25 protein-coding genes and 1 tRNA gene are annotated in these 24,784 nt (G+C 69.8%); 11 read left to right on the top strand and 15 right to left on the bottom strand.

The annotated features are described in order from the left end of the window. Positions 1-7: 7 nt before the first annotated feature. From WG923_RS05855 to WG923_RS05840, 4 genes are all read right to left on the bottom strand, one after another. Positions 8-83: transfer RNA gene (locus WG923_RS05855), tRNA-Val, on the bottom strand. Between the two features lie 17 nt (positions 84-100). Beyond that, entirely contained in the window at positions 101-373 is a 273-nt protein-coding gene (locus WG923_RS05850) for an HU family DNA-binding protein (protein ID WP_013901776.1), read from the bottom strand. A 273-nt stretch (positions 374-646) separates the two neighbouring features. Next, complete coding sequence (locus tag WG923_RS05845; protein WP_340349998.1) at positions 647-1,732, bottom strand: tartrate dehydrogenase; 1,086 nt, start codon at positions 1,730-1,732, stop codon at positions 647-649. Next, positions 1,729-2,613, bottom strand: a complete 885-nt coding sequence (locus WG923_RS05840) for an alpha/beta fold hydrolase (protein WP_340349997.1) — start codon at positions 2,611-2,613, stop codon at positions 1,729-1,731. The genes WG923_RS05845 and WG923_RS05840 overlap by 4 nt, the downstream gene beginning before the upstream one ends. Before the next feature lie 75 nt (positions 2,614-2,688). Between WG923_RS05840 and WG923_RS05835 the strand changes: the two genes are divergently transcribed. Next, positions 2,689-3,654: a LysR family transcriptional regulator gene (locus WG923_RS05835; RefSeq protein WP_340349996.1), complete on the top strand. Its 966-nt coding sequence runs from the start codon at positions 2,689-2,691 to the stop codon at positions 3,652-3,654. Here WG923_RS05835 and WG923_RS05830 read toward each other — a convergent pair. The 3 genes from WG923_RS05830 to uvrC are packed head-to-tail and all read right to left on the bottom strand — an operon-like array spanning position 3,608 to position 7,236. Continuing rightward, positions 3,608-4,516, bottom strand: coding sequence for a DMT family transporter (locus tag WG923_RS05830; protein WP_340349995.1), 909 nt, complete (start codon positions 4,514-4,516; stop codon positions 3,608-3,610). The two genes, WG923_RS05835 and WG923_RS05830, sit on opposite strands and share 47 nt — an antisense overlap. Then, entirely contained in the window at positions 4,517-5,086 is a 570-nt protein-coding gene (gene pgsA, locus WG923_RS05825; protein WP_340349994.1) for a CDP-diacylglycerol--glycerol-3-phosphate 3-phosphatidyltransferase, read from the bottom strand. Between the two features lie 50 nt (positions 5,087-5,136). Next, positions 5,137-7,236 (bottom strand): excinuclease ABC subunit UvrC, encoded by a 2,100-nt coding sequence (gene uvrC / locus WG923_RS05820; protein WP_340349993.1) that lies wholly within the window; start codon positions 7,234-7,236, stop codon positions 5,137-5,139. Here uvrC and earP point away from each other — a divergent pair. From earP to WG923_RS05800, 4 genes are all read left to right on the top strand, one after another. Further along, entirely contained in the window at positions 7,235-8,299 is a 1,065-nt protein-coding gene (gene earP, locus WG923_RS05815) for an elongation factor P maturation arginine rhamnosyltransferase EarP (protein WP_340349992.1), read from the top strand. The genes uvrC and earP overlap by 2 nt on opposite strands. Before the next feature lie 110 nt (positions 8,300-8,409). Further along, positions 8,410-8,964, top strand: coding sequence for an elongation factor P (efp, locus tag WG923_RS05810; protein WP_340349991.1), 555 nt, complete (start codon positions 8,410-8,412; stop codon positions 8,962-8,964). 46 nt (positions 8,965-9,010) lie between these two features. Further along, positions 9,011-9,814: a heme-dependent oxidative N-demethylase subunit alpha family protein gene (locus WG923_RS05805; protein ID WP_340349990.1), complete on the top strand. Its 804-nt coding sequence runs from the start codon at positions 9,011-9,013 to the stop codon at positions 9,812-9,814. Then, positions 9,814-10,692, top strand: a complete 879-nt coding sequence (locus WG923_RS05800) for an AEC family transporter (protein WP_340349989.1) — start codon at positions 9,814-9,816, stop codon at positions 10,690-10,692. The genes WG923_RS05805 and WG923_RS05800 overlap by 1 nt, the downstream gene beginning before the upstream one ends. Here the strand turns inward: WG923_RS05800 and WG923_RS05795 are convergent. Then, positions 10,599-11,399 carry a hypothetical protein gene (locus tag WG923_RS05795; protein ID WP_340349988.1) on the bottom strand — a complete coding sequence of 267 codons (801 nt, stop codon included), beginning with the start codon at positions 11,397-11,399 and terminating at the stop codon, positions 10,599-10,601. The genes WG923_RS05800 and WG923_RS05795 overlap by 94 nt on opposite strands. A 93-nt stretch (positions 11,400-11,492) precedes the next feature. Here WG923_RS05795 and WG923_RS05790 point away from each other — a divergent pair, with 93 nt between their 5' ends. Further along, positions 11,493-12,356 carry an LOG family protein gene (locus WG923_RS05790; protein WP_340349987.1) on the top strand — a complete coding sequence of 288 codons (864 nt, stop codon included), beginning with the start codon at positions 11,493-11,495 and terminating at the stop codon, positions 12,354-12,356. Here the strand turns inward: WG923_RS05790 and WG923_RS05785 are convergent. The 3 genes from WG923_RS05785 to WG923_RS05775 all read right to left on the bottom strand — a co-directional run bounded on the left by WG923_RS05785 (position 12,334) and on the right by WG923_RS05775 (position 15,801). Next, positions 12,334-13,428, bottom strand: a complete 1,095-nt coding sequence (locus WG923_RS05785; protein ID WP_340350086.1) for an MFS transporter — start codon at positions 13,426-13,428, stop codon at positions 12,334-12,336. The genes WG923_RS05790 and WG923_RS05785 overlap by 23 nt on opposite strands. 115 nt (positions 13,429-13,543) lie before the next feature. Next, positions 13,544-14,530, bottom strand: a complete 987-nt coding sequence (locus tag WG923_RS05780) for a 2-hydroxyacid dehydrogenase (RefSeq protein ID WP_340349986.1) — start codon at positions 14,528-14,530, stop codon at positions 13,544-13,546. Further along, a complete protein-coding gene (locus tag WG923_RS05775) occupies positions 14,527-15,801 on the bottom strand; it encodes a citrate transporter (RefSeq protein WP_340349985.1) in 1,275 nt (424 codons plus the stop codon). The genes WG923_RS05780 and WG923_RS05775 overlap by 4 nt, the downstream gene beginning before the upstream one ends. 187 nt (positions 15,802-15,988) lie before the next feature. Here WG923_RS05775 and WG923_RS05770 point away from each other — a divergent pair, with 187 nt between their 5' ends. Continuing rightward, positions 15,989-16,576: a hypothetical protein gene (locus WG923_RS05770; protein WP_340349984.1), complete on the top strand. Its 588-nt coding sequence runs from the start codon at positions 15,989-15,991 to the stop codon at positions 16,574-16,576. Between the two features lie 36 nt (positions 16,577-16,612). Here the strand turns inward: WG923_RS05770 and WG923_RS05765 are convergent, their stop codons facing one another. Together WG923_RS05765 and WG923_RS05760 are read right to left on the bottom strand one after the other, a co-directional pair. Beyond that, a complete protein-coding gene (locus tag WG923_RS05765) occupies positions 16,613-17,056 on the bottom strand; it encodes an acyl-CoA thioesterase (RefSeq protein WP_340349983.1) in 444 nt (147 codons plus the stop codon). Beyond that, entirely contained in the window at positions 17,053-17,967 is a 915-nt protein-coding gene (locus WG923_RS05760) for a histone deacetylase family protein (RefSeq protein ID WP_340350085.1), read from the bottom strand. The genes WG923_RS05765 and WG923_RS05760 overlap by 4 nt, the downstream gene beginning before the upstream one ends. Before the next feature lie 186 nt (positions 17,968-18,153). Between WG923_RS05760 and WG923_RS05755 the strand changes: the two genes are divergently transcribed. After that, positions 18,154-18,702: a phasin family protein gene (locus tag WG923_RS05755; protein WP_340349982.1), complete on the top strand. Its 549-nt coding sequence runs from the start codon at positions 18,154-18,156 to the stop codon at positions 18,700-18,702. A 245-nt stretch (positions 18,703-18,947) separates the two neighbouring features. Here WG923_RS05755 and WG923_RS05750 read toward each other — a convergent pair whose 3' ends face one another. Beyond that, positions 18,948-19,847 (bottom strand): patatin-like phospholipase family protein, encoded by a 900-nt coding sequence (locus WG923_RS05750; RefSeq protein ID WP_445322900.1) that lies wholly within the window; start codon positions 19,845-19,847, stop codon positions 18,948-18,950. A gap of 93 nt (positions 19,848-19,940) precedes the next feature. Here WG923_RS05750 and WG923_RS05745 point away from each other — a divergent pair, with 93 nt between their 5' ends. The 3 genes from WG923_RS05745 (at position 19,941) to ggt (ending at position 23,800) form a co-directional block, all read left to right on the top strand. After that, positions 19,941-20,984 carry an extracellular solute-binding protein gene (locus tag WG923_RS05745; protein ID WP_340349981.1) on the top strand — a complete coding sequence of 348 codons (1,044 nt, stop codon included), beginning with the start codon at positions 19,941-19,943 and terminating at the stop codon, positions 20,982-20,984. A gap of 232 nt (positions 20,985-21,216) precedes the next feature. Further along, on the top strand, positions 21,217-21,975 hold the full coding sequence (locus tag WG923_RS05740; protein ID WP_340349980.1) for a 3-hydroxyacyl-CoA dehydrogenase: 759 nt from the start codon (positions 21,217-21,219) through the stop codon (positions 21,973-21,975). Positions 21,976-22,012: 37 nt separating this feature from the next. Further along, the gene (gene ggt, locus WG923_RS05735) at positions 22,013-23,800 is read left to right on the top strand and encodes a gamma-glutamyltransferase (RefSeq protein ID WP_340349979.1); all 1,788 of its coding nucleotides are present in this window, start codon (positions 22,013-22,015) and stop codon (positions 23,798-23,800) included. 12 nt (positions 23,801-23,812) lie between these two features. Here the strand turns inward: ggt and WG923_RS05730 are convergent, their stop codons facing one another. After that, the gene (locus WG923_RS05730) at positions 23,813-24,712 is read right to left on the bottom strand and encodes a YihY/virulence factor BrkB family protein (RefSeq protein ID WP_340349978.1); all 900 of its coding nucleotides are present in this window, start codon (positions 24,710-24,712) and stop codon (positions 23,813-23,815) included. Positions 24,713-24,784: the final 72 nt, after the last annotated feature.

The raw sequence follows: 24,784 nt of genomic DNA, 5'->3' as shown, positions 1-24,784 counted from the left end.
TCTTCGTTGGTGGGTGCTGACGGGATCGAACCGCCGACCTACGCCTTGTAAGGGCGCCGCTCTACCAGCTGAGCTAAGCACCCCACCGGGTCAGGACCGATCAGTTCAGCGCATCCTTGAGCGCCTTGCCGGGACGGAACTTGGGCACCTTGGCAGCCTTGATTTTAATCTGTGCGCCGGTCCGGGGATTCCGGCCGCTGCGCGCGGCCCGTTTGCCCACCGCGAACGTGCCGAATCCGACGAGGGAAACCGAGCCGCCCTTCTTCAGCGTGGTCTTCACCGCGCCGATCATCGATTCGAGGGCGCGCGTGGCGGCGGCCTTGGAGATGTCGGCGTGTTTGGCGATGTGCTCGATCAGTTCGGTCTTGTTCACAGGGATGCCCCTCCGGATCCAGGATGAGTGTAGTTGGACGCAGTTCTGGTCAAAAATTTGTCTCCCGTTCCCGCGTCGCGAAGGGCGCATGTGCGGGAAGGGGAGACAGTGCGGGCGGCCTGGCGGCCACTGGCGTCGATTAGAAACAGCGCCTCCGGCGGTGTCAATACGCCATGCGGCAATACAACACGCCGCGCAGCATTCCCGGGGAAAAGCTCGCGCCGCACGCCCGCTTTCGCGAGCGTGCGCTTGCATGCCTGCAACGGATTGCGACTACAGGGCCGCGGCGATCGCCTTGCCCACGTCGGTGGTGCTCGCCTTGCCGCCGATGTCCGCCGTCTTCGGGGCACCGGACTTCGGATCGAGCACCTTCTCGATCGTCTGCAGGATCGCGTCGTGGGCCTCCTTGTGGCCCAGGAAGTCCAGCATCATCGCGCCGGCCCAGATCTGGCCGATGGGGTTGGCGATGTTCCTGCCGTAGATGTCCGGCGCGGAGCCGTGCACCGGCTCGAACAGCGAGGGATGGGTGCGGTCCGGGTTCATGTTGGCGCTGGGCGCGATGCCGATCGTGCCGGTGCAGGCCGGCCCGAGGTCGGACAGGATGTCGCCGAACAGGTTGGTGGCGACCACCACGTCGAAGAAGTCCGGGCGCTGCACGAAGTGCGCCGTCAGGATGTCGATGTGGAACTTGTCGGTCTTGATGTCCGGGTAGTTCTTCGCCATCAAGGCGAAGCGCTCGTCCCAGTAGGGCATGGTGATCGCGATGCCGTTGGACTTGGTGGCGCAGGTCAGGTGCTTCTTCTCGCGCTTGCTGGCCAGCTCGAAGGCGAACTTCAGCACGCGATCCACGCCGTGGCGGGACATGATCGTCTCCTGCATGACGATCTCGCGCTCGGTGCCGTTGTACATGCGGCCGCCGACGGCGGAGTATTCGCCCTCGGTGTTCTCGCGCACGATGTACATGTCGATCTCGCCGGGCTCGCGCCGGCTGCCGTCCTTGCGCACGACGGGCGCGATGATGCCGGGCATCAGGCGCGCCGGGCGCAGGTTGATGTACTGGTCGAAGTCGCGGCGGAACAGCAGCAGCGACTGCCACAGCGAGGTGTGGTCGGCGATCTTCTCGGGCCAGCCCACCGCGCCGAAGAAGATGGCGTCGTGGCCGCCGACCAGGTCCTTCCAGTTGTCCGGCATGTACTGGCCGTGCTTCTCGCAGTAGTCCCACGAGGACCAGTCGAAGTGGTCGAACTGCAGCTCGATGCCGAACTTGCGGGCGGCGGCGTCCACCACGCGCACGCCCTCGGGCATGACTTCCTTGCCGATGCCGTCGCCGGCGAGGACTGCGATGCGTTTCTTGCTCACGGTTTGCTCCTGAAGAAGGTGAGGATCTCGTCCAGCAGAAGGGCCGGGGCCTCCTCCGCGATGTAGTGGCCGCAGGGCAGGCTGCGGCCGGTGAATTGCGTGGCGTAGGGCCGCCACAGGGCCGGCACGTCGAAGCAGCGGCCCACGGCGCCATGCTCGCCCCACAGCACGTGCAGCGGCTGCGCCAGCAGGCGGCCCGCCTGCAGGTCCTGCTGGTCGTGCGCGAGGTCGATGCCGGCGCCGGCGCGGTAGTCGGCGCAGATCGCCTCGGGCGTGCCGGCGATCGCGGCGCAGCGCTCGTATTCGGCCAGCGCTTGCGGCGCGAAGGCCGCCAGGCCCGCGTGCCGCGCGCCCATCACGCTGCGCACGTAGCGCACCGGGTCGGAGGCGATCAGCGCCTCCGGCAGCGGCGGCGGCTGGATCAGGAAGAACCAGTGCCAGTAGGCGCGCGCGAACGCCTCGCCGGTGTGGCGGTACATCGCCAGCGTGGGGGCGATGTCCAGCAGCATCAGGCGCTCGACGCTGTCGGCGTGGTCCAGCGCGAGGCGGTGCGCCACGCGCGCGCCGCGGTCGTGCGCGAGCACCTGGAAGCGCGCGTGCCCGAGCTGGCGCATCACCTCGAGCGCATCGAACGCCATCTCGCGCTTGGCATACGCGGCAGAGTCGGTGCCGGCGGCCGGCCGGCCGGAGTCGCCGTAGCCGCGCAGGTCCATCAGGACCAGCTCGAAGCGCTGCGCCAGCCGCGGCGCCACGCGGTGCCACATGGCGTGGCTCTGCGGATGCCCGTGCAACAGCAGCAGGGGTTCGCCCCGGCCGCCGCGGCGCACGTTCAGCGTGACGCCGCCGCGCGCGACCTGCAGGGTTTCGAAGCCATCGAGCATGGGCGGAATTCTGGACCCGGGCCCCGCACCCGGCAAGCAATAATGCGGCAAGGGATTCTTTCCGATTCGGCAAGTATGCAGCCCCATCTCGAACGCGCCGACCTCGAACTCCTGCTGGCCATCCGCGGGCACGGCAGCCTCTCCGGCGCCGCCTCGGCCGCGGACGTGGTGCCCTCGGTGATCACGAAGCGGCTGGCCGCGCTGGAAGCGCGGCTGGGCCTCAAGCTGTTCCAGCGGACCACGCGCCGCGTCGTGCCCACCGCCGAGGGCGAAGCCCTGTGCGAGCGCGCCACGGGCCTGCTGGCGCTGTTCCAGGCCATGGAGGCCGAGCTGCAGGAGCGGCACAAGGAGCCGGTCGGCCGCATCCGGCTGGCCGCCACCTTCGGCTTCGGCCGGCAGTGGCTGGGGCCGGCGATCGCCGAATTCCAGCAGCGCCACCCGCAGCTGGACGTGCAGCTGCAGCTCACCGAGCAGCTCCCGGACCTCGCCGTGGAGGGCTTCGACGGCGCCGTGTGGCTGTGGGCGGTGCGCGGGCCGCGGGCCAGCGAATGGACCGGCCGGCGCCTGGCCCGCAACCAGCGCGTGCTGGTCGCCGCTCCCGCGTACCTGCACCGGCGCGGCACGCCGGCGACGGTGGAGGAGCTCGCGGGGCACGACTGCCTCGTGGTGCGCGAGAACGAGCAGTTCGACATCTGGCGCCTGCAGCGCGAACGGGATCGCACGGAAGTGCGCGTGCGCGTGGGCGGGCCGCTCTCCTCCAACTCGGGCGAACTGGTGCGCGACTGGTGCCTGGCCGGCCAGGGCATCATGCTGCGCAGCCTGTGGGACATCGCCGGCGCGCTGGCCTCCGGCGAGCTGGTGCGGGTGCTGCCCGGCTACGCGATGACCGATGCGGACATCCACTGGCTGGCACCGCACAGCGCGAGCACCCCCAAGCGGATCCGGCTGCTGGTGGACTTCCTCGCCGAGCGCTTCCGCGGCGAGCCCTGGAAGCTCACGACGGCGCCGGCCGCACGACCAGGCTCACGCCCACGGCGGTGAGCGCCATGCCGGCGACGATCAGCACGGTGATCGGCTCGCCGAACAGCAGCCACGCCATCAGCGCGGTCGCGGGCGGCACGAGGTACATGAGGCTGGTGACCGTCGTGGCCGCGCCGCGCTGGATCAACAGGTACAGCAGCGAACTGCCGCCGAGCGTCAGGCCCAGCACCGACCACGCGAGCGCGCCCACCAGTTCGCGGTTCACCGCACCATCGGCCAGCACCCATCGCATGCCCTCGCCTTCCAGCAGGGCGAGCGGCAGGCTCACCGCCAGCGCCGCGGCGAGCTGCACGAGGTTCGCCGTGCGCACGTCGCACGGCGCGACAAAGCGCTTCTGGTACAGCGTGCCGGCCGTGATGGAGAACAGCGCGATGACGGCATAGGTGAAGTTGACGGGGCTGACTTCGCCATGACCGAGCTTCTGCCACACCACCAGGACCAGCCCCAGCAGCCCGAGCGCCAGGCCGGCCCACTGGCGCGGGCGCACCTCGCCGCCGCGGCCGGAGATCCAGACGGCGGTCAGCACCGGCTGCAGGCCAACCAGCAACGCCGACAGGCCCGCGCCCATGCCGGCCTTCACGGCAGCCCAGACGCCCCCCAGGTAGCCCGCGTGCATCAGCACGCCCGCGATGGCGAGGTGCGCGAACTGCGCCTTGCCGCGCGGCCACGCGGCGCGGGTGGCGAGCGCCCAGGCGAGGAAGGCCGCGACCGACAGCGCGTAGCGCAGTGACAGGAATTTCAGCGGCGGGGCATGCGGCATGCCGTAGCGCGCCACGATGAAGCCGGTGCTCCAGATCACGACGAAGATCGCCGGCATGGCCCGCAGCAAGGCGTCCGCGCGGGACGCGCCGGCGCGGTCCATCTACTTCTTCACCCGGCTGCGGATCTCCGGCAGCGCCTTCTGCAGGTAATACACCATCGACCACACGGTGAGGATTGCGGAGGTCCAGATCAGCCACGTGCCCCAGAGCAGCGTGTCGATCAGCCCGAACAGCTCGCCTTCGTAGAGCAGGAACGGGATGGCGACCATCTGCACCGTGGTCTTGATCTTGCCGATCATGTGCACGGCGACGGAGCGGGACGCGCCGATCTGCGCCATCCACTCGCGCAGCGCCGAGATGGCGATCTCGCGGCCGATGATGATCAGCGCCACGAAGACGTCGGCGCGCTGCTGGTCCACCAGCACCAGCAGCGAGGCGCAGACGAGGAACTTGTCGGCCACCGGGTCGAGGAAGGCGCCGAAGGAGGACTGCTGATCGAGCTTGCGGGCGAGGTAGCCGTCCAGCCAGTCGGTGGCCGCGAACACGACGAACATCACGGTGGCGACCAGGTTCTGCGTGCGGTGCTCGAGACCGACGTAGAACACGCCCACCAGCAGGGGGATCGCGATGATGCGCGTCCAGGTCAGGATGGTGGGGACCGTGAGGAACATAGGGCGCGATTCTGGCATGGCCGGGACTTCCGTCGCGGCTGCGTGCGGCTTCAATGCAGCGCCCGGTAGATCTGCTCCGCCAGCTCGCGCGAGATGCCCTCGACGGTGGCGATGTCCTCCACGCTCGCCGCGGCCACGCCCCGCACCCCGCCGAAGCGTTGCAGCAGGCGCGCCCGCTTCTTCGCGCCGATGCCCGGGATCTCCTCCAGCTGGCTGCCGCCCACGCGCACGCGCGCGCGGCGCGCCCGCATGCCGGTGATGGCGAAACGGTGGGCCTCGTCGCGGATCTGCGCCACCAGCATGAGCGCGGCCGACTCGCGCCCCAGGTACACCTTCTCGCGGCCGTCGGCGAACACGAGTTCCTCCAGGCCCACCTTGCGGCCCTCGCCCTTCTCCACGCCGACGATCACCGACAGGTCCAGGCCCAGTTCGGCAAACACTTCGCGCGCCATGCTCACCTGGCCCCGGCCGCCGTCGACCAGCACGAGGTCCGGCAGCCGCTGCGCGCTGCCGCCGCCGCCGGGCTTGGCGCGCCGCGGCGAGGCTTCGGCCGGCGCGTCGGCCGCTGGCGCTTGCGCCGTCACTTCCTGCACGGGCGCTTCGCCCCCGCCCTCGGGCGGCGTCGTGCCGGGCGCTTCGTCCTCGCCCTCCGGCGGCGTCGCATCGGGCGTATCCCGCCCGGCCTGCGCCAGCCGCGCGTAGCGGCGCGTCAGCACCTGCCGCATGGCCGCATAGTCGTCGCCGGGCGTGATGTCGTCGATGTTGTAGCGGCGGTACTCGCGGTTCTGCATCTGGTGGTGGTGGAACACGACGCACGAGGCCTGGGTCGCCTCCCCCGCCGTGTGCGAGATGTCGAAGCACTCGATGCGGAAGGTGTCCAGGTTGTCCGGCGCGAGGTCCAGCGCCTCCACCAGCGCGCGGGTGCGCGCCTGCTGCGAGCCTTCCTCGGCCAGCAGGCGGGCCAGCTGGAGCTGGGCGTTCTTCTGCGCCATCTCCAGCCACAGGCGCCGCTGGCCGCGCGGGTTGTGCACGGCGGCGATGCGCACGCCGGCCTGCTGCGACAGCGCCTCGACCAGCTCCGCCTCCACCGGGTGGCTGGTGATGAGGGCCGAGGGCGCGGGCACGCCGATGTAGTGCTGCGCGATGAAGGCCTCCAGCACCTGCACTTCCACCGGCTGCGCGTGCACCGCATCGGCCGCATCGTCGAACTCCTGCACCGCCGCGGCGTCCTCGATGTGGCTCGGGAAGTAGGCGCGGTCGCCGAGGTGGCGGCCGCCGCGCACCATGGCCAGGTTGACGCAGGCCTTGCCCCCGTGCACCTGCACGGCGAGGATGTCCACGTCCTTGTCCGAGGCCGTTTCCACCGACTGCTGGTGCAGCACCCGGGACAGCGCCCCCATCTGGTTGCGCAGTTCGGCGGCCTGCTCGAATTCCAGCTTCTCGGCGTGGGCCATCATGCGCTGCTCGAGGGCCTGCAGCACCGACTGCGTGTCGCCGCGCAGGAAGGCTTCGGCGTTCAGCACGTCGTGGTGGTACGCCTCGGGCGTGACCAGGTCCACGCAGGGCCCGGAGCAGCGCTTGATCTGGTACAGCAGGCAGGGCCGCGTGCGGTTGGCGAACACCGTGTCCTCGCAGGTGCGCAGGCGGAACACCTTCTGCAGCAGCTGGATCGATTCCTTGACGGCCCAGGCGCTGGGGTAGGGTCCGAAGTAGCGGTGCTTGCGGTCGACGGCGCCGCGGTAGTACGCCACGCGCGGGAACACCACCGCCGACGGCGCGCTGCCCTGCCTCGCCGCGAAGCCCACCTTGTCCGGCGAGCCCGTAATCTTCAGGTAGGGATAGCTCTTGTCGTCGCGGAACAGGATGTTGTAGCGCGGCGCCAGCGTCTTGATCAGGTTGTTCTCGAGCAGCAGCGCCTCGGCCTCGGAGCGCACCACCGTCGTTTCCAGCCGCGCGATCTTGCCGACCATGTGGCCGATGCGCGTGCCGCCGTGGTTCTTCTGGAAATAGGTCGAGACGCGCTTCTTGAGGTTGCGCGCCTTGCCCACGTAGAGCACGCCGCCGTCCGCGTCGTAATAGCGGTACACGCCGGGCAACGCCGGCAGGGCGGCCACCTGCGCCAGCAGTTCCCCGGAATGCCCTTCAACCATGCCGCCTATTATCGAGGCCGTGCGCTGGGACATCTTCTGCAAGGTCATCGACAACCACGGCGACGCGGGCGTGTGCTGGCGCCTCGCCGCCGAACTGGGCGCGCGCGGGCACGACGTGCGCCTCTGGATGGACGACACGGCCGTGCTGCAGTGGATGGCGCCGCAGGGCGCGCCGCGGGTCGAGGTCGTGCCGTGGTCGCACGCCGTGCCCGACCTCGCGCCGGGCCAGGTGGTGATCGAGGCATTCGGCTGCGATCCGCCGCTGTCCTTCCTCGCGCGCATGGCCGCCCTGGCCACGCCACCGGCCTGGCTGAACCTGGAATACCTCTCGGCCGAAAGCTACGTGGAGCGCAGCCACGGCCTGCCCTCGCCGGTGATGCACGGGCCCGCCGCAGGCCTGGTGAAGCACTTCTTCTATCCGGGCTTCACTGCGCGCACGGGCGGGCTGCTGCGCGAACGGGATTTCGCGGCGCGACGGGCCGCGTTCGACCGCAACGCGTGGCTGCGGCAGTGTGGCATCACCCCTTCGGGGGCCCGGGTGCTGAGCCTGTTCTGCTACGAGCCCGCGGCGCTGCCGCAGCTGCTGGAGCAGCTCGCGCGCGCCGACCAGCCGACCGAGCTGCTGGTGACCGCCGGCCGTGCCGCGGCGGCGGTGCACCGCCATGCCGCGCAGGGGCACGGCGCCCTGCGCCTGCACTTCCTGCCCCTGCTGAGCCAGCGCGAGTACGACCACCTGCTGTGGTCCTGCGACCTCAACTTCGTGCGCGGCGAGGATTCCTTCGTGCGCGGCCTGCTCGCCGGGGCTCCCGCGATCTGGCAGATCTACCCGCAGGACGACGACGCCCACCACGCGAAACTGGAAGCATTCCTGGGCTGGCTGCAACCGCCGGGCGACCTGCGTGACTTTTTCCGGGCGTGGAACGGGCTGACGCGCCAGCCGCTGCCCGCGCTGGACATCCCGCGCTGGGCCCCGGTGGCGGCATCGGCCTTTGACCGGGCGCAAGCATTGCCCGAGCTCGTGGAGGAGCTCGTGCGCTCGGTCGCGCAGCGCAGTACAATATAGGGCTTTGCGCCGGGCCTTGGAGGCCGCACGCGCACCCTCTTGCCGCCACCCGCAGGTTCTTGCGCGCAGTCCACGGACGTGTGGTGGCCCTCACCCGTAGAGACAGTGTTATGAAAATCGCTCAAGAAATCCGCGCCGGCAACGTGATCATGTACACCAACCAGCCGTGGGTCGTGCTGAAGACCGAGTATTCGCGCGGCGGCCGCAACTCGGCCACCGTCCGCATGAAGCTCAAGTCCCTGCTGAACAACCAGGGCACCGAGACCGTCTTCAAGGCCGACGACAAGATGGACCAGATCGTGCTGGACAAGAAGGACTGCACCTACTCCTACTTCGCCGACCCGATGTACGTCTGGATGGACGCCGAGTACAACCAGTACGAGGTCGAGAAGGAGAACATGGGCGACGCCCTGAACTACCTCGAGGAAGGCATGCCCGCCGAAGTGGTGTTCTACGAAGGCAAGGCGATCTCCGTCGAGATCCCGACCAGCGTCGAGCGCGAGATCACCTGGACCGAGCCGGCCGTCAAGGGCGACACCTCGGGCAAGGTGCTCAAGCCCGCCAAGCTCGCCACCGGCTACGAAATCGGCGTGCCGATCTTCGTGGCGCAGGGCGACAAGGTCGAAATCGACACCCGCACCGGCGAATATCGCCGTCGCGTCTGAGGCTGCCCCCTCCGCGCCACCAAGGCTCCGCAAGGAGCCTTTTTTGATGGCCCCCGTGGATTTCGACCTCTCCCGCATCGTTGCCCCGTTCCGCATGCAGCCCGGGCTGCAGCGGCTCGCGCCCGGCGCACGCCAGCTCACGCCGCTCGCCGCCGGTTCGCCCCTGTGGCAGGAGAAGAAGCAGGTGCTGGACGCGGGCGCCAGTCGCCTGTCCGTGCCGGGCTTCGATCCCCAGCCCGCCTTGCGCGCCATCGCGTCGCAGGCGGCCCGTGAAGGCCTGGCCGCGCACGAGCCGGTGGAGCTCGCGTTCGAGGAAGATTTCGCCGTGCTCGAAGGCGCGGGCGGCACCCTGCCCTGGCTGTGCGTGTGCGTGCCCTCGCACTGGGCCCCGGAAGACAAGCTGGGCCTGCCGTTCGCCAGCGTGCACGCGCCGGTGGCCGACAACCAGATGCTGCTCGCCGCCGGCAGGCAACTGGTGCAGCTGGTCACGTCCGGCGAGCGCTTCGAACGCTTCGTGTGGACCGTCACGCCCAGCGGTCGCTTCGACCAGCATCCCCGCCGGCATCCCCGCGCGCCCTGGCCGGACAGCAGCGACCCCGCGGACTTTGCACGGCAATGCTTCCTGCGCGTGGAGCGCCAGACCTTCTTTCCGGTCGACGAAGTGCCGGGGCAGGCGGTCTTCACCATCCGCGTGATGCTGCAAGCGCTTCCCCAGGCGGCCCGCGCGCCCGAAGCCGCCCGGCGCCTGCACGACGCCCTGGCCACCATGAGCGAGGCCGTGCTCGCCTACAAGAACCTCGCGCCGGCGCGCGAGCGCCTGCTCGCCTGGCTGGCGCAGGAAAGCCGCTGATGGAGCTCCTCGCGCGCATCGCGCAGGTGATCGTGCCGGTGTTCCTGGTGGTGGGCCTCGGCTACGCCTACGCCCGGCGCCAGCAGCCGGACATGACCTCGTTCAACCGCATCGTGCTGGACCTGCTCAGCCCCCTGCTGGTGTACACGGCGCTGGCCGGCAAGGAATTCCAGCTGCGCGAACACCTGCCGCTGCTGGCCGGAGGCGCCCTGCTGATCCTGGCGAGCGGCGGGGTGGCGTGGCTCGTCTCGCGCGCGGCGCACACGCAGGCGCGCACGCTGGTGCCGGTGGTGATGTTCTCCAACTGCGGCAACATGGGCCTGCCGCTGGCCCTGCTCGCGTTCGGCCCGCAGGGCTTCGGGGCGGCGGTGGCGCTGTTCTCGATCAGCAACCTGCTGCACTTCTCGCTCGGCTCGCGCATCACCAGCAGCGCGGCGACCACGCGCGAACTGCTCCTCAGCCCGCTGATGCTCTCCAGCGCCCTCGGCTTCGCCAGCGCGTTGAGCGGCGTGCGGCCGCCGGACATGCTGTTCACGGGCATGAAGCTGCTGGGGGACGCGATGGTGCCGCTGATGCTGTTCGCCCTCGGCGTGCGCCTGACGCAGCTGCGCCGGCGCGACGTGCCGCGCGGCCTGCTCGGCGCCTTCGCGCGGCCGGTGGTGGGGCTGGCCGTGGCGGTGCCGCTCGCGTGGGCGCTGGGCCTGGAGGGCATGGCGCGGGCCCAGCTGATCCTGTTCGGCGCGCTGCCGCCGGCGGTGATGCAGTTCCTGCTGGCCGAGCGCTATCAGCAGGAGCCGGAGCGGGTGGCGGCCATGATCCTGCTGGGAAATGCGCTCGCCGTCGTGTTCGTGCCGTTCGGGCTGGCGCTGGCGCTCTGACCCGCCCGGGCCTGGAGCGCGAACGCCGCCACCAGCACCGCCAGCAGCGCGAGCCCCGCCAGCAGGACGCGCGGGCCGACACCCCGCCGGGCACGACGCCTGGGCGCCGCCAGCGGCTCGCTGCCGGGCGAGGGCACGGCATGGGGCAGGCCCTCGACCAGTTCGCGCGCGGACTCCGGCTGGCGCAGGTCCAGCCGCAGCCGCTGCAGGCCGTTGCCGGAGGGCGGCCGCACGCCCAGTTCCACCACGCTGCCCTGCAGGCCCGCATGGATGATGTCCTGCAGCGGGATCTTGACGCGGTCGTCCTTCCAGGCCAGCCCCTCGCGGAAGCGGCCGGCGATGCGCAGCACCCGGGTCTGCACCCGCACTTCCACCTCGCCCTTGAGGGCCGGCACCGGGTAGCCGCGGCCGTGCGCCTCCAGCAGTTCGGCGGTGTGCACGGCCTGGATCACCGAGTAGCTGCTGCGGACCGCGCCGCCGAATGAAGGCTCCGTCGGGTCGGGTGGCGCGGGTGGGGCTGGGACCGGCGGAGTCGCCGGGAGTGTTCCGTGGAGGAGTTCGGCAACGGTGAGGCGGCTGCCGTCCGGCGCCTGGAGCAGGTCGCGGCTGCCCAGCGTCTTGCGCACCCGCATGCCGACGATGGTGCGGCGGTCGTACGGGCCCAGCCTGCGGCCATCGAGCACCACGTGGTAAAGAATCTCTGCCAACCGGCCGTCCTTGTCCGTCCTCGCTCAAAGGATAGCGCCAGCGCGGCCGTGGACCGCCCGGCACGGCCACGATTGCCGCCACAATCGGCGCTTATGTCTTCGACCCGCAACATTCACGACCGGCGCCTGGCCGATGCCTGGGCGACCCTCAAGTCCAGTTCGGACGCTGGCCTGCCGCTGGACCCCGACGCCAACCGGCTGGCCTTCGCCGACCCCGAATTCCTGCTGCGACGCGAAACGCGCGGCATCCGGTTCCAGCTGGAGCTGCTCAAGCCCGACCTGGAGCAGCAGGCCCACGGCATCGAGAACACCATCGTCGTGTTCGGCAGCGCGCGCTTCCGCGACCCCGAGGCGGCCGCCGAACTGGTGACGGCGGCCGAGGCGGGCGGCGACGAGGCAGTGGCGCGCCGGGCCCGGGCGCTGGCGCGCAACGCGCACTACTACGAGAACGCGCGCGCCTTCGGCCGCGTGGTGGCGGAGTACAGCGAGTCCAAGGAGCCGCGCGACAAGCTGTTCGTGTGCACCGGCGGCGGCCCCGGCATCATGGAGGCGGCCAACCGCGGCTGCTTCGACGCCGGCGGCACCAGCGTGGGCCTGTCGATCGCGCTGCCGATGGAGGAAGCGGCCAACCGGTACGTCACGCCGGCGCTGTCCTTCAAGTTCCACTACTTCGCGCTGCGCAAGATGCACTTCATGATGCGCGCGAAGGCCCTGGTCGCCTTCCCCGGCGGCTTCGGCACGCTCGACGAACTGTTCGAGGTGATCACGCTGGTGCAGACGCGCAAGGCGCGCCAGGTGCCCATCGTGCTGTTCGGGTCGGACTACTGGAAGCGGCTGATCAACTTCGAGATGCTGGTCGACGAAGGCGTGATCTCGGCGGCGGACCTGGACCTGTTCCAGTTCGCCGACGAACCGGAAGTGGCCTGGAACATCATCAAGACGTTCTATCGTCTTTGAGCCCCCAGGCCACGCGGGTGCCGGCCCCCACGGTGGCGGCGACCGTCCAGAAGACGGCGGCCACGCCCACCAGGCTGCCGGCGGCGCCGAACAGCAGCGGCATCGCCACGCTGGAGGCGTTGATCACCATGAAGCGCATGCCCACGGCCTCGCCGTGCCGGTGGCCGGGCGTCACCTGGTGCAGCAGGCTCATGACCATGGGCTGCACCATGCCCAGCGCCAGCCCCAGCAGCGCGGAGCAGATGCTCATCGCGACGGCCGCGTGCATGAAGGGATACACGGCGTAGATCAGCGCCGTGGCGACCATCGAGGTGACGATCAGGGCCCACTCGTGCACCCTGGCCGCCAGCACCGGGAGCATCACGCGCACGGCCGCGGCGGCCACCGCGAAGCCGCCCAGGATCGTGCCGATCACCGAGGCGGACAGGCCGCGCTCGTGCCCGAGCACCGGCACCACGAAGGTATGCACGTCCCAGGCCGAGGACAGGAACCAGTTCACCAGCATCAGGCGGCGGAACATGGGATCGCGCCACAGGTCCCAGGCGCGGCCGCCGCGCGCCGCATGCGCGCCCTCGGGCGGCGGCAGCTCGGTGGCCAGGCGCACGAAGGCCCAGCACACCACCGGCAGCAGGGCCATCAGCAGGAAGGCGGCCCGGAAGCCGGCGTGGTCGATCAGCAGGCCGGCCGCGAACGGCCCCATGAAGTTCGAGAAGGCCGGCCCGATGGCCAGCCACGAGAAGGCCTGCTTGCGCCGCGCAGGGGTGTCGGCGGCGCGCCCCACGTGCCGCTGCAGCGCGATCACGGCGCTGCCCGTCGCGCCGCCCGTCAGCAGCGCGCTTGCGCACAGCACCGGGTACACGGGAAACGCGAAGGCGAGCCCGCCGCCCAGCGTCGCGGCCAGGCAGCTGAAGGCTACGGGGCGCTTGAGGCCATGCCGGTCCGCATAGCGGCCCGCCGGCAGCGCCAGGAACACCTGCGTGAGCGCGTAGAGAGCCAGCAGGAAACCCACCGCGGCCTCGCTGTAGCCGGCGCGCAACGCCAGGAGCGGCGAGGCCATGCGCATGCCCGCCATGGTGGCGTGCAGGAACACCTGGCCGGTGACCAGCCGGGCCAGTTCGCGCCCGGCGATGCCTTCGCCCGCCGCGGTCACGGGCCCCTTCGCCCGGCCGCGGCGACTGCGCGCCCTGTCACGGGTTCAGCACTTCGGGATTGAGCGGCGTGAGCGGCTTGCCATGCACGAGGAAGCCGATCAGGTTGTCGGCGGCGAGATCGGCCATGGCGCGGCGCGTGGGCACCGTGGCACTGGCGATGTGCGGCGTGAGGACCACGTTGGGCACCGTGAGCAAGTCCGGGTGCACCTTGGGCTCGCCCTCGTACACATCCAGCCCCGCGGCGGCGATGCGCTTCTCGCGCAGGGCGACGGCCAGTGCCGCATCGTCGACGATGCCGCCGCGCGCGATGTTGACCAGGGTGGCCGTGGGCTTCATGCGCGCGATTTCCGCCGCGCCGATGGCGTGGTGCGATTCGGCCGAATACGGCAGCACCAGCACCAGGTGGTCGGCGTTCGCGAGCAGTTCTTCCTTGCTCACGTAGCGGGCCTTGCACTCGGCCTCCAGATCGGGCGCCAGACGCGAGCGGTTGTGGTAGATCACGTTCATGCCGAAGCCGTGCGCGCCGCGCCGGGCGATGCCCTGGCCGATGCGCCCCATGCCCAGGATGCCCAGCGTGCTGCCGTGCACCTCGGAGCCGGCGAACATGTCGAAGCTCCATTTCGTCCACTTGCCGGCGCGCAGGTAATGCTCGCTCTCGGCGATGCGGCGCGCGGTGGCCATCAGCAGCGCGAAGCCGAAGTCGGCGGTGGTCTCGGTCAGCACGTCGGGCGTGTTGGTGGCCAGCACCTTGCGCGCGCTCATCGCGGCCACGTCGAAGTTGTTGAAGCCCACGGCCATGTTGGCGCAGATCTTCAGCTGCGGGCAGGCGGCCAGCACGTCGGCGTCGATGCGCTCGCTGCCGGTGGTGAAGGCGCCCACCTTGTCCTGCAGGCGCTGCGCGAGCTCCTGCTTGCTCATGACGGTGTCGGCCTGGTTGGACTCGACGTCGAAGTGCTGTTCCAGCTTGCGCAGCGTTTCCGGGAAGACGGCCCGGGCGACGAGGATGCGGGGTTGGGTGCTCATGGCTTGTGGGGCAGGGTCTGGACGGAGGCGGAGGATTGCACCGAGGGTGCGGCAGGCTTGCTTCCGGCGTGGCCCTCGGGCTCCCAGCCGACCACGGCCATCATCAGTGCGAACCCGAGCACGTAGCCGATGGGTACGTGCCAGCCGCCGCGCAGCCAGGCGCCGACGGAGCGGCCCTCGGGGTACATGTTGCACAGCGCCACGCCGGCGGAGGAACCGAACCAGATCATGGAGCCGCCGAAGCCCACCGCGTACGCGAGGAAGCCCCAGTCGTAGCCGCCCTGGCGCAGCGCCAGGGCCGTGAGGGGAATGTTGTCGAACACGGCGCTCACGAAACCCAGGCCCAGGGCCGTGGGCCATGACGCGGCGGGCAGCGCCTTCACCGGCATCATCGCGGCGCACATCACGAGCGAAAGCAGGAAGATGCTGCCGCGCAGCGCGCCGGGCAGCAGGCTCCACGTCGGCTGCCGCCACGGGATGGTGAGCACGAGGGCCACCCACACGGCGACGCCGATCATCGGCCACTCGTTGAGCATCCGGGGATAGCGCAGGTTCAGGAAGATGTTGGTGGAGATCGCCGCCAGCAGCATGACGGCCACGACACCGAGCCTCCCGTAGTCGATGCGCACGGCCCTCGGGTTGTCCTTCATGATCGGCTGGAAGGCCTGCTGCTGGCGCGCCGCGATGATGCCGAAGAACACGATGGCCACGGCCGCGCCGACATACGCCTCCAGGACCTGGCCGGGCCGGACGCCGGCGATCCACATCATGGTGGTGGTCGTGTCGCCGACCACGCTGCCCGCGCCGCCGGCATTGCTCGCCGCCACGATGGCGGCCAGGTAGCCCACGTGCACCCTGCCCTTGTACAGGACATGCGCCATCGCGCCGCCGATCATCGCCGCCGCGATGTTGTCCAGGAAACTGGAGATCACCGCGATCATCAGCAGCAGGACGAAGCCGCCCTTCCAGTCGTCGGGGAGGTAGTTGGGCAGCATTTCGGGGGCGTGGCTGCGCTCGAAATGGTCCGCCAGCAGCGCGAACCCGAGCAGCAGTCCCAGCAGGTTGCCCAGCGTCACCCACTCGTGGTGCAGCATCTGCACGAAGCCCGGCACGCCGGGCGTTCCGGCGAAGTCCCCGAACAGGATCTTGTAGGCCGCGATGATCACCATCCCCCAGAACGCGACGCGCAACGTGTGGTGGTGGAACACCGCGACGCCCAGCAGCACCAGGGCGAAGAGAAGGAAGTCCAGGGGGATGCCGACCACGGTCACGGATGCGTCTCCAGTCTTCTTGTTGGTGTGGAAGCGGCGATTATGGCCGTAGCCCGGCCGTTGCCGCCCCGGGACTCCACCATGCTGTCGGCGTGTGCCTACGGGCGCTGGCCTGCGATTCCTACCCTTGCAGCAAGCTGAACCTGCCGATCATGTGACGAACTTGCAACTCGAGGAGAGAGCCGCCATGCCGTTTCGCATCGCCAGCCTCGCCGCCGCGCTCGCCTGGGGCGTGGCGGCGCATGCTGCCCCGCCCCTGGCCGACCCCGTCATGAGCAAGGAGGAGGTCAAGGCGAACAAGGTGCGCATCGAGGAGCAGTACGACCAGTCGCAGGCACGCTGCAGGCGCCTGCAGGGCCCGGCGCGCGAGCTGTGCAACGAGCACGCGCGGGGCGAGCGCGACGTCCAGGTCGCCGAGTTGCAGATGCGCATGCAGCCCACCCCCGACAACGACGAGAAGGTGCGCCTGGCCAAGGCCGAAGCGTCCTATTCGCAGTCGCTGGTGAAGTGCAAGGAGTTCGACGGCCAGGCCAGGCGCATCTGCCGCCAGGATGCGAAGAGCACTTTCGAGATGGCGAAGTCCGAGGCGAAGCTGCAGAAGGACGTCGTGGCGCAGACGCTGCGCTCCGAGAACACCGTGCGCGAACGCACCGCCGCGGCCGACCGCGCGGCCGAGGTGCAATACAACCAGGTGCGCGAGCGCTGCGAGACGCTGCCGGCGGAAGGGCGCCAGAACTGCCTGGAAGACGCCAAGAGGCGCTTCGGCAAGATCTGAGACGCCTCGCGCGGAGACGCCGCGCGCGCCTGGCGCCTACTGCAGCGCGGCCAGCACTTCCTGCAGACGCTGCGGCAGCAGCGCGGGCCGGCGCGTGGCGCGGTCCACGTACACGTGCACGAAGTGCCCCTTGGCGATCGTCAGCGGTTCGCCCTCGAGGAACAGGCCCACCTCGTAGCGCACGCTGGAGTTGCCGATGCGCGCGACGCGCAGGCCCCCTTCGACCACCTGCGGGAACGCCACCGGCGCGAAGTAGTTGCACTGGGTCTCGATCACCAGGCCGATGGTCTCGCCGGAATGGATGTCCAGAGCACCCTGCTCGATCAGGTGCGCGTTGACGACCGTGTCGAACCAGCTGTAGTAGACGACGTTGTTCACGTGCCCGTAGGCATCGTTGTCCATCCAGCGGGTGCCGATCGTGCGGAAGGCCCTGTAGGCGGCGCGGCCCTCCGGATGGGGCTTGGCAAAAGGTTCTTTCATCGCGCGCGATTCTGCCAGCGGCGGGCATAGGCCAAGGCGACCGCGAAGGTGTTGACCTGCACCTGCACCGTGTCTTCGATGCGGTGGCCGTAGCCGCCGGCCATGGCGAAGGCGAGCGGCAGGCCGCGCTGCCAGGCCCAGTCGAACACGCGGCGGTCGCGCGCCTCGAGCCCGTCCCACGTGAGCTTCAGGCGGCCCAGGCGATCGCCCTCGTGCGGATCGGCACCCGCGAGGTAGATCACGAGGCCGGGATCGAAGCGGTGCGCGAGCTCGTCCAGCGCGCGCTCCAGCACCTGCAGGTAGGCCTCGTCGCCGGTGCCGTCCGCAAGGGCCACGTCGAGGTCGCCGGCCTCCTTGCGGAAGGGGAAGTTCTTCTGCCCGTGCAGCGACAGGGTGAAGACCGTGGGATCGCCGCGGAAGATGTGCGCCGTGCCGTTGCCCTGGTGCACGTCGAGGTCCACGATGGCCACGCGCAGGCCCGGGCGCTCGGCCTGCATCAGCCGCGCGGCGACGGCCGCATCGTTGAAGACGCAGAAGCCCGCGCCGCGATCGGGGTAGGCGTGGTGCGTGCCGCCGGCGATGTTGGCCGCGACGCCCTCGCGCAATGCCGTGCGGCAGGCCGCGATGGTCGCACCCACCGAGCGGCGGGCGCGTTCGGCCATCGCGCTGCTCCAGGGAAAGCCGATCTCGCGCAGGATCTTCGGGTCGACCGAGCCGTCGGCTATGGCCTGGATGTAGGCCGGGGTGTGCACCAGGGCGAGCTGGCCGTCGGTGGCGGCTTCGGCGGGCATGAGGCGGATGTCCGGCAGTTCCGCGGCCAGGCGGTCGCGCAGCAGCCGGTACTTGCCCATCGGGAAGCGGTGGCCGCTCGGCAGGGGGAGCACGAACTGGTCGGCGTAGAAAACCTGCATGCCGCCATTGTCCAGTGCCATGGGGATCGGCGGCTTTCTAGGGAAGCGTGACTACTTTGCTGCAACGCAACAAAAAAGACTTGCAAAGCGGCCGGACACCCCTATACTTTGATCCGTGCTGCACTGCAACATGTCAGCGCAGATGGAAGAAACTGTTCTCAACCCCCAATGACCGGAGAAATCTACATGCTGACCGCTGAGCAAATGCTGGCCGCCCAGAAGGCGAACGTCGAAACCCTGTTCGGCCTGACCACCAAGGCCTTCGAAGGCGTCGAGAAGCTCGTCGAGCTGAACCTCACCGCTTCCCGTGCCGCCCTGGCCGAAGCCGCCGAAACCACCCAGTCCATGCTGAACGTCAAGGACGCCCAGGAACTGCTGGCCCTGCAAGCCGCCCTGTTCCAGCCCCTGGCCGAGAAGACCGCTGCCTACAGCCGCCACCTGTACGACATCACGTCGTCCACCGGCGCCGAGTTCAGCAAGGCCGTCGAGACCCAGGTCGCTGACGCGCAGAAGAAGTTCCTGGCCGTCGTGGACAACGCCGCCAAGAACGCCCCGGCCGGTTCCGAGACCGCCGTCGCCGTGTTCAAGAGCGCCGTTGCCGCCGGCAACAACGCCCTGGAATCCGTCCAGAAGGCCGTGAAGCAGGCCGCCGACGTCGCCGAAGCGAACTTCAACGCGGTCGCCACGACCGCCGTGAACTCCTCCAAGACGCCCGCCAAGGCCAAGCGCGCCTGAGCTTGCATTGAGGGTTCCTGACGCCGGTTTTCTGGAGCGGGAACTCTACAGATAGGATCACGTTCATCGGATACTCGTATCCGAGCGAACGCAAGTTCTTCAAGGTTGTCTCCTCGGGTCCTTCGACACCTTACAGGTTCAGGATCCATTGACCCTCAGTCGCAAGACTGGGGGTTTTTTTATGCCACCCCCCGGGCGATGGTGCGCAGCGACGCTCGCGCCAGTCGCAAGGCTGGAGGGTTGTTTCATGGCGCGTGCGCTTTCGCCTCCAGCGCCGCGCGCAACTGCGGCAGCGCCGCCTGCATGGCGGCCCGGCCCGCCTCGATCGCCCTGCGCTTGCCCGCGAAGTCCGCGCTGGCCATGCCGCGCAGGGCCGGGCGCACGATCACGTCGGCATCGCGCAGCTCGAAGGTGTTGATGCTCTTGCCCATGATCGCGAAGGTCTGCAGCAGGATCTGCAGCGGGTCGCCCGAGGGATTGCCTTCCGGCGCGCTGGAGATGTCCACCGCGATCACCACCTCGGCCCCCATCTGGCGCGCGTAGCGCACCGGCACCGGCGACACCAGCCCGCCGTCGACGTACTCCTGCGTGCCGATCTTCACCGGCAGGAACACCGCCGGCACGGCGCTGGAAGCGCGCACCGCCGTGCCCGTGTCGCCGCGGCGGAACAGCACGCCCTGCCCCGTGTTCAGGTCGGTCGCCACGATCCCGAGCGGCACGGCCATGTTCTCGATCAGCCGGTTCGCGACCTGCGCGTTGACGTAGCGCGCGAGCGCCTCGCCACGCAGCACGCCGCGGCTGAAGATCGGCAGCGTCCAGTCGGCAAAGGCGGCTTCGTCCATCGCCAGCGCCGTGGCCTGCAGCTGCTGCCCGTTGCGGCCGCTGGCATACAGGGCCGCGACCAGGCTGCCGGCGGACGTGCCGACCACGAGGTCCGGCCGGATCCCGGCCTCCTCCAGCACCTCGATCACGCCCACGTGGGCGAATCCGCGGGCGGCGCCCCCGCCCAGGGCCAGGCCCACGCGCGGCGGCACCTTCTGCACGGCGGGCGCCGGCGCGGGGGTCACCGGAGCCTGCGGCGCCGGCCTGGTCCCCACCGCACAGCCCGCGACGAACACCGCCAGCAGCCCCCATTTGAGCTGGATCAAGCCCGCGCCAAAATGATTGAGAATGATTCGCGTTTGACTTATCATGGCGCCAACGTTCACCGAAGAACGAAATCTGAAAGGAATCCCGGAATGATGTCCAAGGCCGCAGGCATTGCCACGCTGCTCGTTGCCGCAGCCACGTCGGCGGGTGCGCAGGAGCAGGTGCTCAACCTGTACTCCGCGCGCCACTACTCGACCGACGAGGCGCTGTACAACAACTTCACCAAGGCTACCGGCATCAGGATCAACCGCGTCGATGCGGACGATGCCGGTATTCTGGCCCGCCTCAAGGCCGAGGGTGCGGCTTCGCCCGCCGACGTGATCCTGCTGGTCGACGCCGCCCGCCTGCACAAGGGCGATGTCGACGGCCTGTTCCGGCCGATCCGATCGAAGGCGCTGGAAGACGCGATCCCCGCCCAGTACCGCGCCACCGCCGGCGCCGAAGGCACGACCTGGTTCGGCTTCTCCACCCGCGCCCGCGTCGTCGTGTACGACAAGGCCAAGGTCAGGCGCGAGGACGTGGACACCTACGAGGAACTGGCCGACCCGAAGAACAGGGGCAAGGTCTGCCTGCGCTCGGGTTCGCACCCCTACAACCTGTCGCTGTTCGGTGCCGTCACCGAGCACCTCGGCGAGCAGAAGGCCGAGGCGTGGCTCAAGGGCATCGTCGACAACATGGCCCGCGCACCCAAGGGCGGCGACACCGACCAGATCAAGGCCGTCGGTTCCGGCGAGTGCCAGGTCGCGGTGAGCAACACCTACTACATCGCCCGCCTGCTGCGCTCCGGCGACGCTGGCGACAAGGCGCTGATGGAGAAGGTGGGCGTCGTGTTCCCGAACCAGTCGTCCTGGGGCACGCACCTGAACATCGCCGGCGGCGCCGTCGCCAGGAACAGCAAGAACACGGCCGCGGCCGTCAGGTTCCTCGAGTACCTCGCCAGCCCGGAGGCGCAGAACTACTTCGCCAACGGCAACAACGAGTGGCCCACCGCCAAGGGCGTGAAGGTGAACAACCCCGCGCTGGCCGCCATGAGCGGCGGCGGCGACTTCAAGACCGAGACCATCCCGCTCGCCGCCGTCGGCGCGCACCAGGTCAAGGTGCAGCAGATGCTCGATCGCGTCGGCTTCAAGTGACCGGGCGCTAGCCCGGTCATCCCCGCGCAGGCGGGGATCCAGGATTCCCGCCGGTGCTCCCTCGCATCGGACGGGCCCCAAGCCTCCCGCGGTTTCCCCCTCCTTGCCGCGGGAAGGCATCAGCCCCCATTCAGCCCGCCGCCCAGCGGGCTGTTTTTTTCGTCGGGAGCACCCGCGCGCCTCGCCGATAATTGACGTTCACGTCAACGTCAACGGCAACACAGGAGAGCGCATGGACATCCAGGGCAAGGTTTTCATCGTCACCGGCGGCGCCTCGGGCCTCGGCGAAGGCACCGCGCGCATGCTGGCGGCCGCGGGCGGCAAGGTCGTCGTCGCCGACATGCAGGTGGACAAGGGCGAGGCCGTGGCGCGCGAGATCGGCGGCACGTTCGTCAAGTGCGACGTCACGCAGGAAGCCGACGGCCAGGCCGTGGTCGCCAAGGCGGTGTCGCTCGGCAAGCTGATGGGCCTCGTCAACTGCGCCGGCATCGCGCCCGCGGAGCGCACCGTGGGCAAGAACGGCCCCCACAAGTTCGATGTCTTCACGCGCACCATCATGGTCAACCTGGTGGGCAGCTTCAACATGATCCGGCTGGCGGCCGACGCGATGGCGAAGAACGAGGCGGAGCCGACCGGCGAACGCGGCTGCCTGATCTCCACCGCCTCCGTCGCGGCCTACGACGGCCAGATCGGCCAGGCGGCGTACAGCGCCTCCAAGGGCGGCGTGGTGGGCATGACGCTGCCCGTCGCGCGCGACCTGGCCCGCAGCGGCATCCGCAACATGACGATCGCCCCCGGCATCTTCGGCACGCCGATGCTGTTCGGCATGCCGAACGAGGTTCAGGATGCGCTCGCGGCCAGCGTGCCCTTCCCTTCGCGCCTGGGCACGCCGGAGGACTATGCCAAGCTCGCGAAGCACATCTTCGAGAACGACATGCTCAACGGCGAGGTGATCCGCCTCGACGGCGCGATCCGGCTCGCGCCGAAGTAGGCCCCACGCCAGCGGGCGCGCATCCTATAGTGCGCGGATGCGCCGCCCCGTCCTCTCCTGGCTGGTGGCCGCCGCCAGCCTGCTGGCCGCCTGCGCCAGCGCGCCCTCGAACTTCACCTACACCGTTCCGCCGCAGCCGGAGGCCGCCTCCGGCCTCACGGCGAAACCGGGTTGGGCCACGACGAAGTTCGCCGTCGCCGCGGCCAACCCGCTCGCCACCGATGCCGGCTACCAAGTGCTCCAGGCCGGCGGCTCCGCGGTCGACGCCGCGATCGCGGTGCAGATGGTGCTGTCGCTGGTCGAGCCGCAGTCCAGCGGCATCGGCGGCGGCGCGTTCCTGCTGCATTTCGACGGGCGCGAGGTGGAAGCGTTCGATGGCCGCGAGACGGCCCCCGCCGCCGCAGACGAACGCCTGTTCCTGGGCGCCGACGGCAAGCCGCTGGCCTTCTACGACGCGGTGGTCGGCGGGCGGTCCGTCGGCGTGCCCGGCACGGTGCGGGTGCTGGAAATGGCGCACCGCCAGCACGGCAAGCTGCCCTGGGCCACGCTGTTCCAGCCCGCGATCACGCTGGCCGAGAACGGCTTTCGCGTCAGCCCGCGCCTGAACACCCTGATCAAGGCCGACGCCCACCTGGCCAAGGACCCGACCGCGCGTGCGTACTTCTTCCAGGCCAACGGCGAACCGGTGGCGGTAGGCAGCACCCTGCGCAACCCCGAACTGGCCGCGGTGCTGCGCCGCATTGCCAGCGAAGGCTCGCGCGCCTTCTACGAGGGCGACATCGCGCAGGCGATCGTCGACAAGGTGCAGGTCCATCCCGCCAACCCCGGCAAGCTGTCGCTCGCGGACCTCGGCGCCTACGAGCCGAAGAAACGCGCGCCGATCTGCCACGACTACAGCGCGCGCCAGCGCGAGTACCGCATCTGCGGCTTCCCGCCACCGAGCTCGGGCGCGATCGCGGTCGGCCAGATCCTCGGCATCCTGGCGAACACGCAGGCCGCCGGGCTGCCGCTGGAGGGCGGCCTGCCGTCGGCGGACTGGCTGCATCTCTACACCGAGGCGGCGCGGCTGGCCTTCGCCGACCGCGGCCAGTACCTCGGCGACCCGGACTTCGTGCAGCCGCCGGCCGGCAGCTGGACGAGCCTGCTGGATCCCGCCTATCTCGCCTCGCGGGCCCGCCTGATCCGCGCGCAGAGCATGCGCACGGCGCAACCGGGAACGCCCGGGCAGCGCACCAGCCGCTACGCGCCGGCGCCCGAACAGGTGGAGCACGGCACCTCGCACATCAGCATCGTGGATCCTCATGGCAACGCGCTGGCGATGACCACCACCATCGAGGACCAGTTCGGCGCCCGGCAGATGGTGCGCGGCTTCCTCCTGAACAACGAGCTCACCGACTTCAGCTTCGCGCCCGCCGACGCGCAGGGCCGCGCGATCGCCAACCGCGTGCAGCCCGGCAAGCGGCCGCGCTCCTCGATGGCGCCGACGCTGGTGTTCGACAAGGCCACGGGCCAGCTGGTGGCCAGCGCCGGCAGTCCCGGCGGCGCGCTGATCATCCACTACACGGCCAAGACGCTGTACGGGATGCTGAACTGGGGCCTGAACGCGCAGCAGGCCATCGACCTGCCCAACTTCGGTTCGACCAACGGGCCGACGCTGCTGGAGCAGCGGCGCTTCCCGCCGACGGTGGTGCAGGCCCTGCAGGCGCGCAACCACGAGGTGCGCGAGATGGACATGACCAGCGGCCTGCAGGCGATCCAGCGCACGCCCACCGGCTGGTTCGGCGGCGCCGACCCGCGCCGAGAAGGGATCGTGCTCGGCGAATAGGAGCCTGGGCTCCTAGTGCGTGACGACGCCGGCTTCCTGCGCCGCCGTCTCCTTGCGATCGATGCGCTCGTATTCCGAGATCACCTGGGCGCCGAACAGCAGCAGCGTCGCGGCGATCTCGAAGCTGAAAAGCACCACGATCGCGGTGGTGAGCGAGCCGTACACGACGTTCACCTGCGACAGTGTCGCGAAGTACCACACCAGCACGCGCCGCGTGATCTCCCACAGCAGCGTGGCCGTCACGCCGCCCACCAGGGCGTGGCGCCACCAGAGCCGCCCCACCGGCATCACCATGTAGATCGAGGTGAGCAGGAAGACCTCGCCGAGGATCCCGAGCAGGTACAGCAGCACGCCCGAGAGCCCGTGCAGCGACCAGTCCTGCCCGAGGAAGCTCACGCGGTCCTCCCCCATCGCCTGGATGCTGCCCGCCACCAGCGTCACCACCAGCAGCCCGAAGCCCAGCGACAGGATGTAGACGTACGGCAGCAGCGCCGACACCACGAAGCGCCGCTTCTTGATCGCGAAGCGGTGCAGGAAGATCACCGCCATCGCCTTCTCCAGCACGGCGAACCCCAGCGAGCTGAAGAACAGCATCGTCACGAGCAGCAGCCATCCCATCACCTCGCGGTGCTCGACGAAGTGGTCCAGCTCCGCCACGATGGCTTTCGACTGCCCCGGCATCAGCCATTCGAGGTAATGCCCCAGGGTGGACATCAGCTCGTGCTGGTCCACGTAATGCGAAAGCGTGATCACGGTCAGGATCAGCAGCGGCACCACGGACAGCAGCGCGTAGTACGCGACCGCGCCCGCGAGCAGCAGGCCCTGGTTGCTCTTGAAGCCCTTGAGGACGCGCTTGACGAATACACCGGGATGGGCGACCACCCAAGCAGCGGCGGGGCTCAGCACATGCATGGCGACGAGTATGCCGCCGCGCCCGCGGGCGAGGGTGCGTTGTTACAGGCTTTCCCTCTTGGGCCCTGCCAG

The organism is Ramlibacter sp. AN1133 (assembly GCF_037890035.1).
Taxonomy (GTDB): Bacteria; Pseudomonadota; Gammaproteobacteria; order Burkholderiales; family Burkholderiaceae_C; genus Ramlibacter.
The sequence above is the reverse complement of the archived record's forward strand: the minus strand, read 5'-3'. Positions and strand labels throughout refer to the sequence as shown.

Bases quoted from the DNA above. Each gene is read 5' to 3' on its own strand.
- WG923_RS05840 (WP_340349997.1), bottom strand. From the start codon at position 2,613: ATGCTCGATGGCTTCGAAACCCTGCAGGTCGCGCGCGGCGGCGTCACG.
- WG923_RS05835 (WP_340349996.1), top strand. From the start codon at position 2,689: ATGCAGCCCCATCTCGAACGCGCCGACCTCGAACTCCTGCTGGCCATC.
- WG923_RS05830 (WP_340349995.1), bottom strand. From the start codon at position 4,516: ATGGACCGCGCCGGCGCGTCCCGCGCGGACGCCTTGCTGCGGGCCATG.
- pgsA (WP_340349994.1), bottom strand. From the start codon at position 5,086: ATGTTCCTCACGGTCCCCACCATCCTGACCTGGACGCGCATCATCGCG.
- earP (WP_340349992.1), top strand. From the start codon at position 7,235: ATGCCGCCTATTATCGAGGCCGTGCGCTGGGACATCTTCTGCAAGGTC.
- uvrC (WP_340349993.1), bottom strand. From the start codon at position 7,236: ATGGTTGAAGGGCATTCCGGGGAACTGCTGGCGCAGGTGGCCGCCCTG.
- efp (WP_340349991.1), top strand. From the start codon at position 8,410: ATGAAAATCGCTCAAGAAATCCGCGCCGGCAACGTGATCATGTACACC.
- WG923_RS05805 (WP_340349990.1), top strand. From the start codon at position 9,011: ATGGCCCCCGTGGATTTCGACCTCTCCCGCATCGTTGCCCCGTTCCGC.
- WG923_RS05800 (WP_340349989.1), top strand. From the start codon at position 9,814: ATGGAGCTCCTCGCGCGCATCGCGCAGGTGATCGTGCCGGTGTTCCTG.
- WG923_RS05790 (WP_340349987.1), top strand. From the start codon at position 11,493: ATGTCTTCGACCCGCAACATTCACGACCGGCGCCTGGCCGATGCCTGG.
- WG923_RS05785 (WP_340350086.1), bottom strand. From the start codon at position 13,428: ATGGCGGGCATGCGCATGGCCTCGCCGCTCCTGGCGTTGCGCGCCGGC.
- WG923_RS05780 (WP_340349986.1), bottom strand. From the start codon at position 14,530: ATGAGCACCCAACCCCGCATCCTCGTCGCCCGGGCCGTCTTCCCGGAA.
- WG923_RS05770 (WP_340349984.1), top strand. From the start codon at position 15,989: ATGCCGTTTCGCATCGCCAGCCTCGCCGCCGCGCTCGCCTGGGGCGTG.
- WG923_RS05765 (WP_340349983.1), bottom strand. From the start codon at position 17,056: ATGAAAGAACCTTTTGCCAAGCCCCATCCGGAGGGCCGCGCCGCCTAC.
- WG923_RS05760 (WP_340350085.1), bottom strand. From the start codon at position 17,967: ATGCAGGTTTTCTACGCCGACCAGTTCGTGCTCCCCCTGCCGAGCGGC.
- WG923_RS05755 (WP_340349982.1), top strand. From the start codon at position 18,154: ATGCTGACCGCTGAGCAAATGCTGGCCGCCCAGAAGGCGAACGTCGAA.
- WG923_RS05745 (WP_340349981.1), top strand. From the start codon at position 19,941: ATGATGTCCAAGGCCGCAGGCATTGCCACGCTGCTCGTTGCCGCAGCC.
- WG923_RS05740 (WP_340349980.1), top strand. From the start codon at position 21,217: ATGGACATCCAGGGCAAGGTTTTCATCGTCACCGGCGGCGCCTCGGGC.
- ggt (WP_340349979.1), top strand. From the start codon at position 22,013: ATGCGCCGCCCCGTCCTCTCCTGGCTGGTGGCCGCCGCCAGCCTGCTG.
- WG923_RS05730 (WP_340349978.1), bottom strand. From the start codon at position 24,712: ATGCATGTGCTGAGCCCCGCCGCTGCTTGGGTGGTCGCCCATCCCGGT.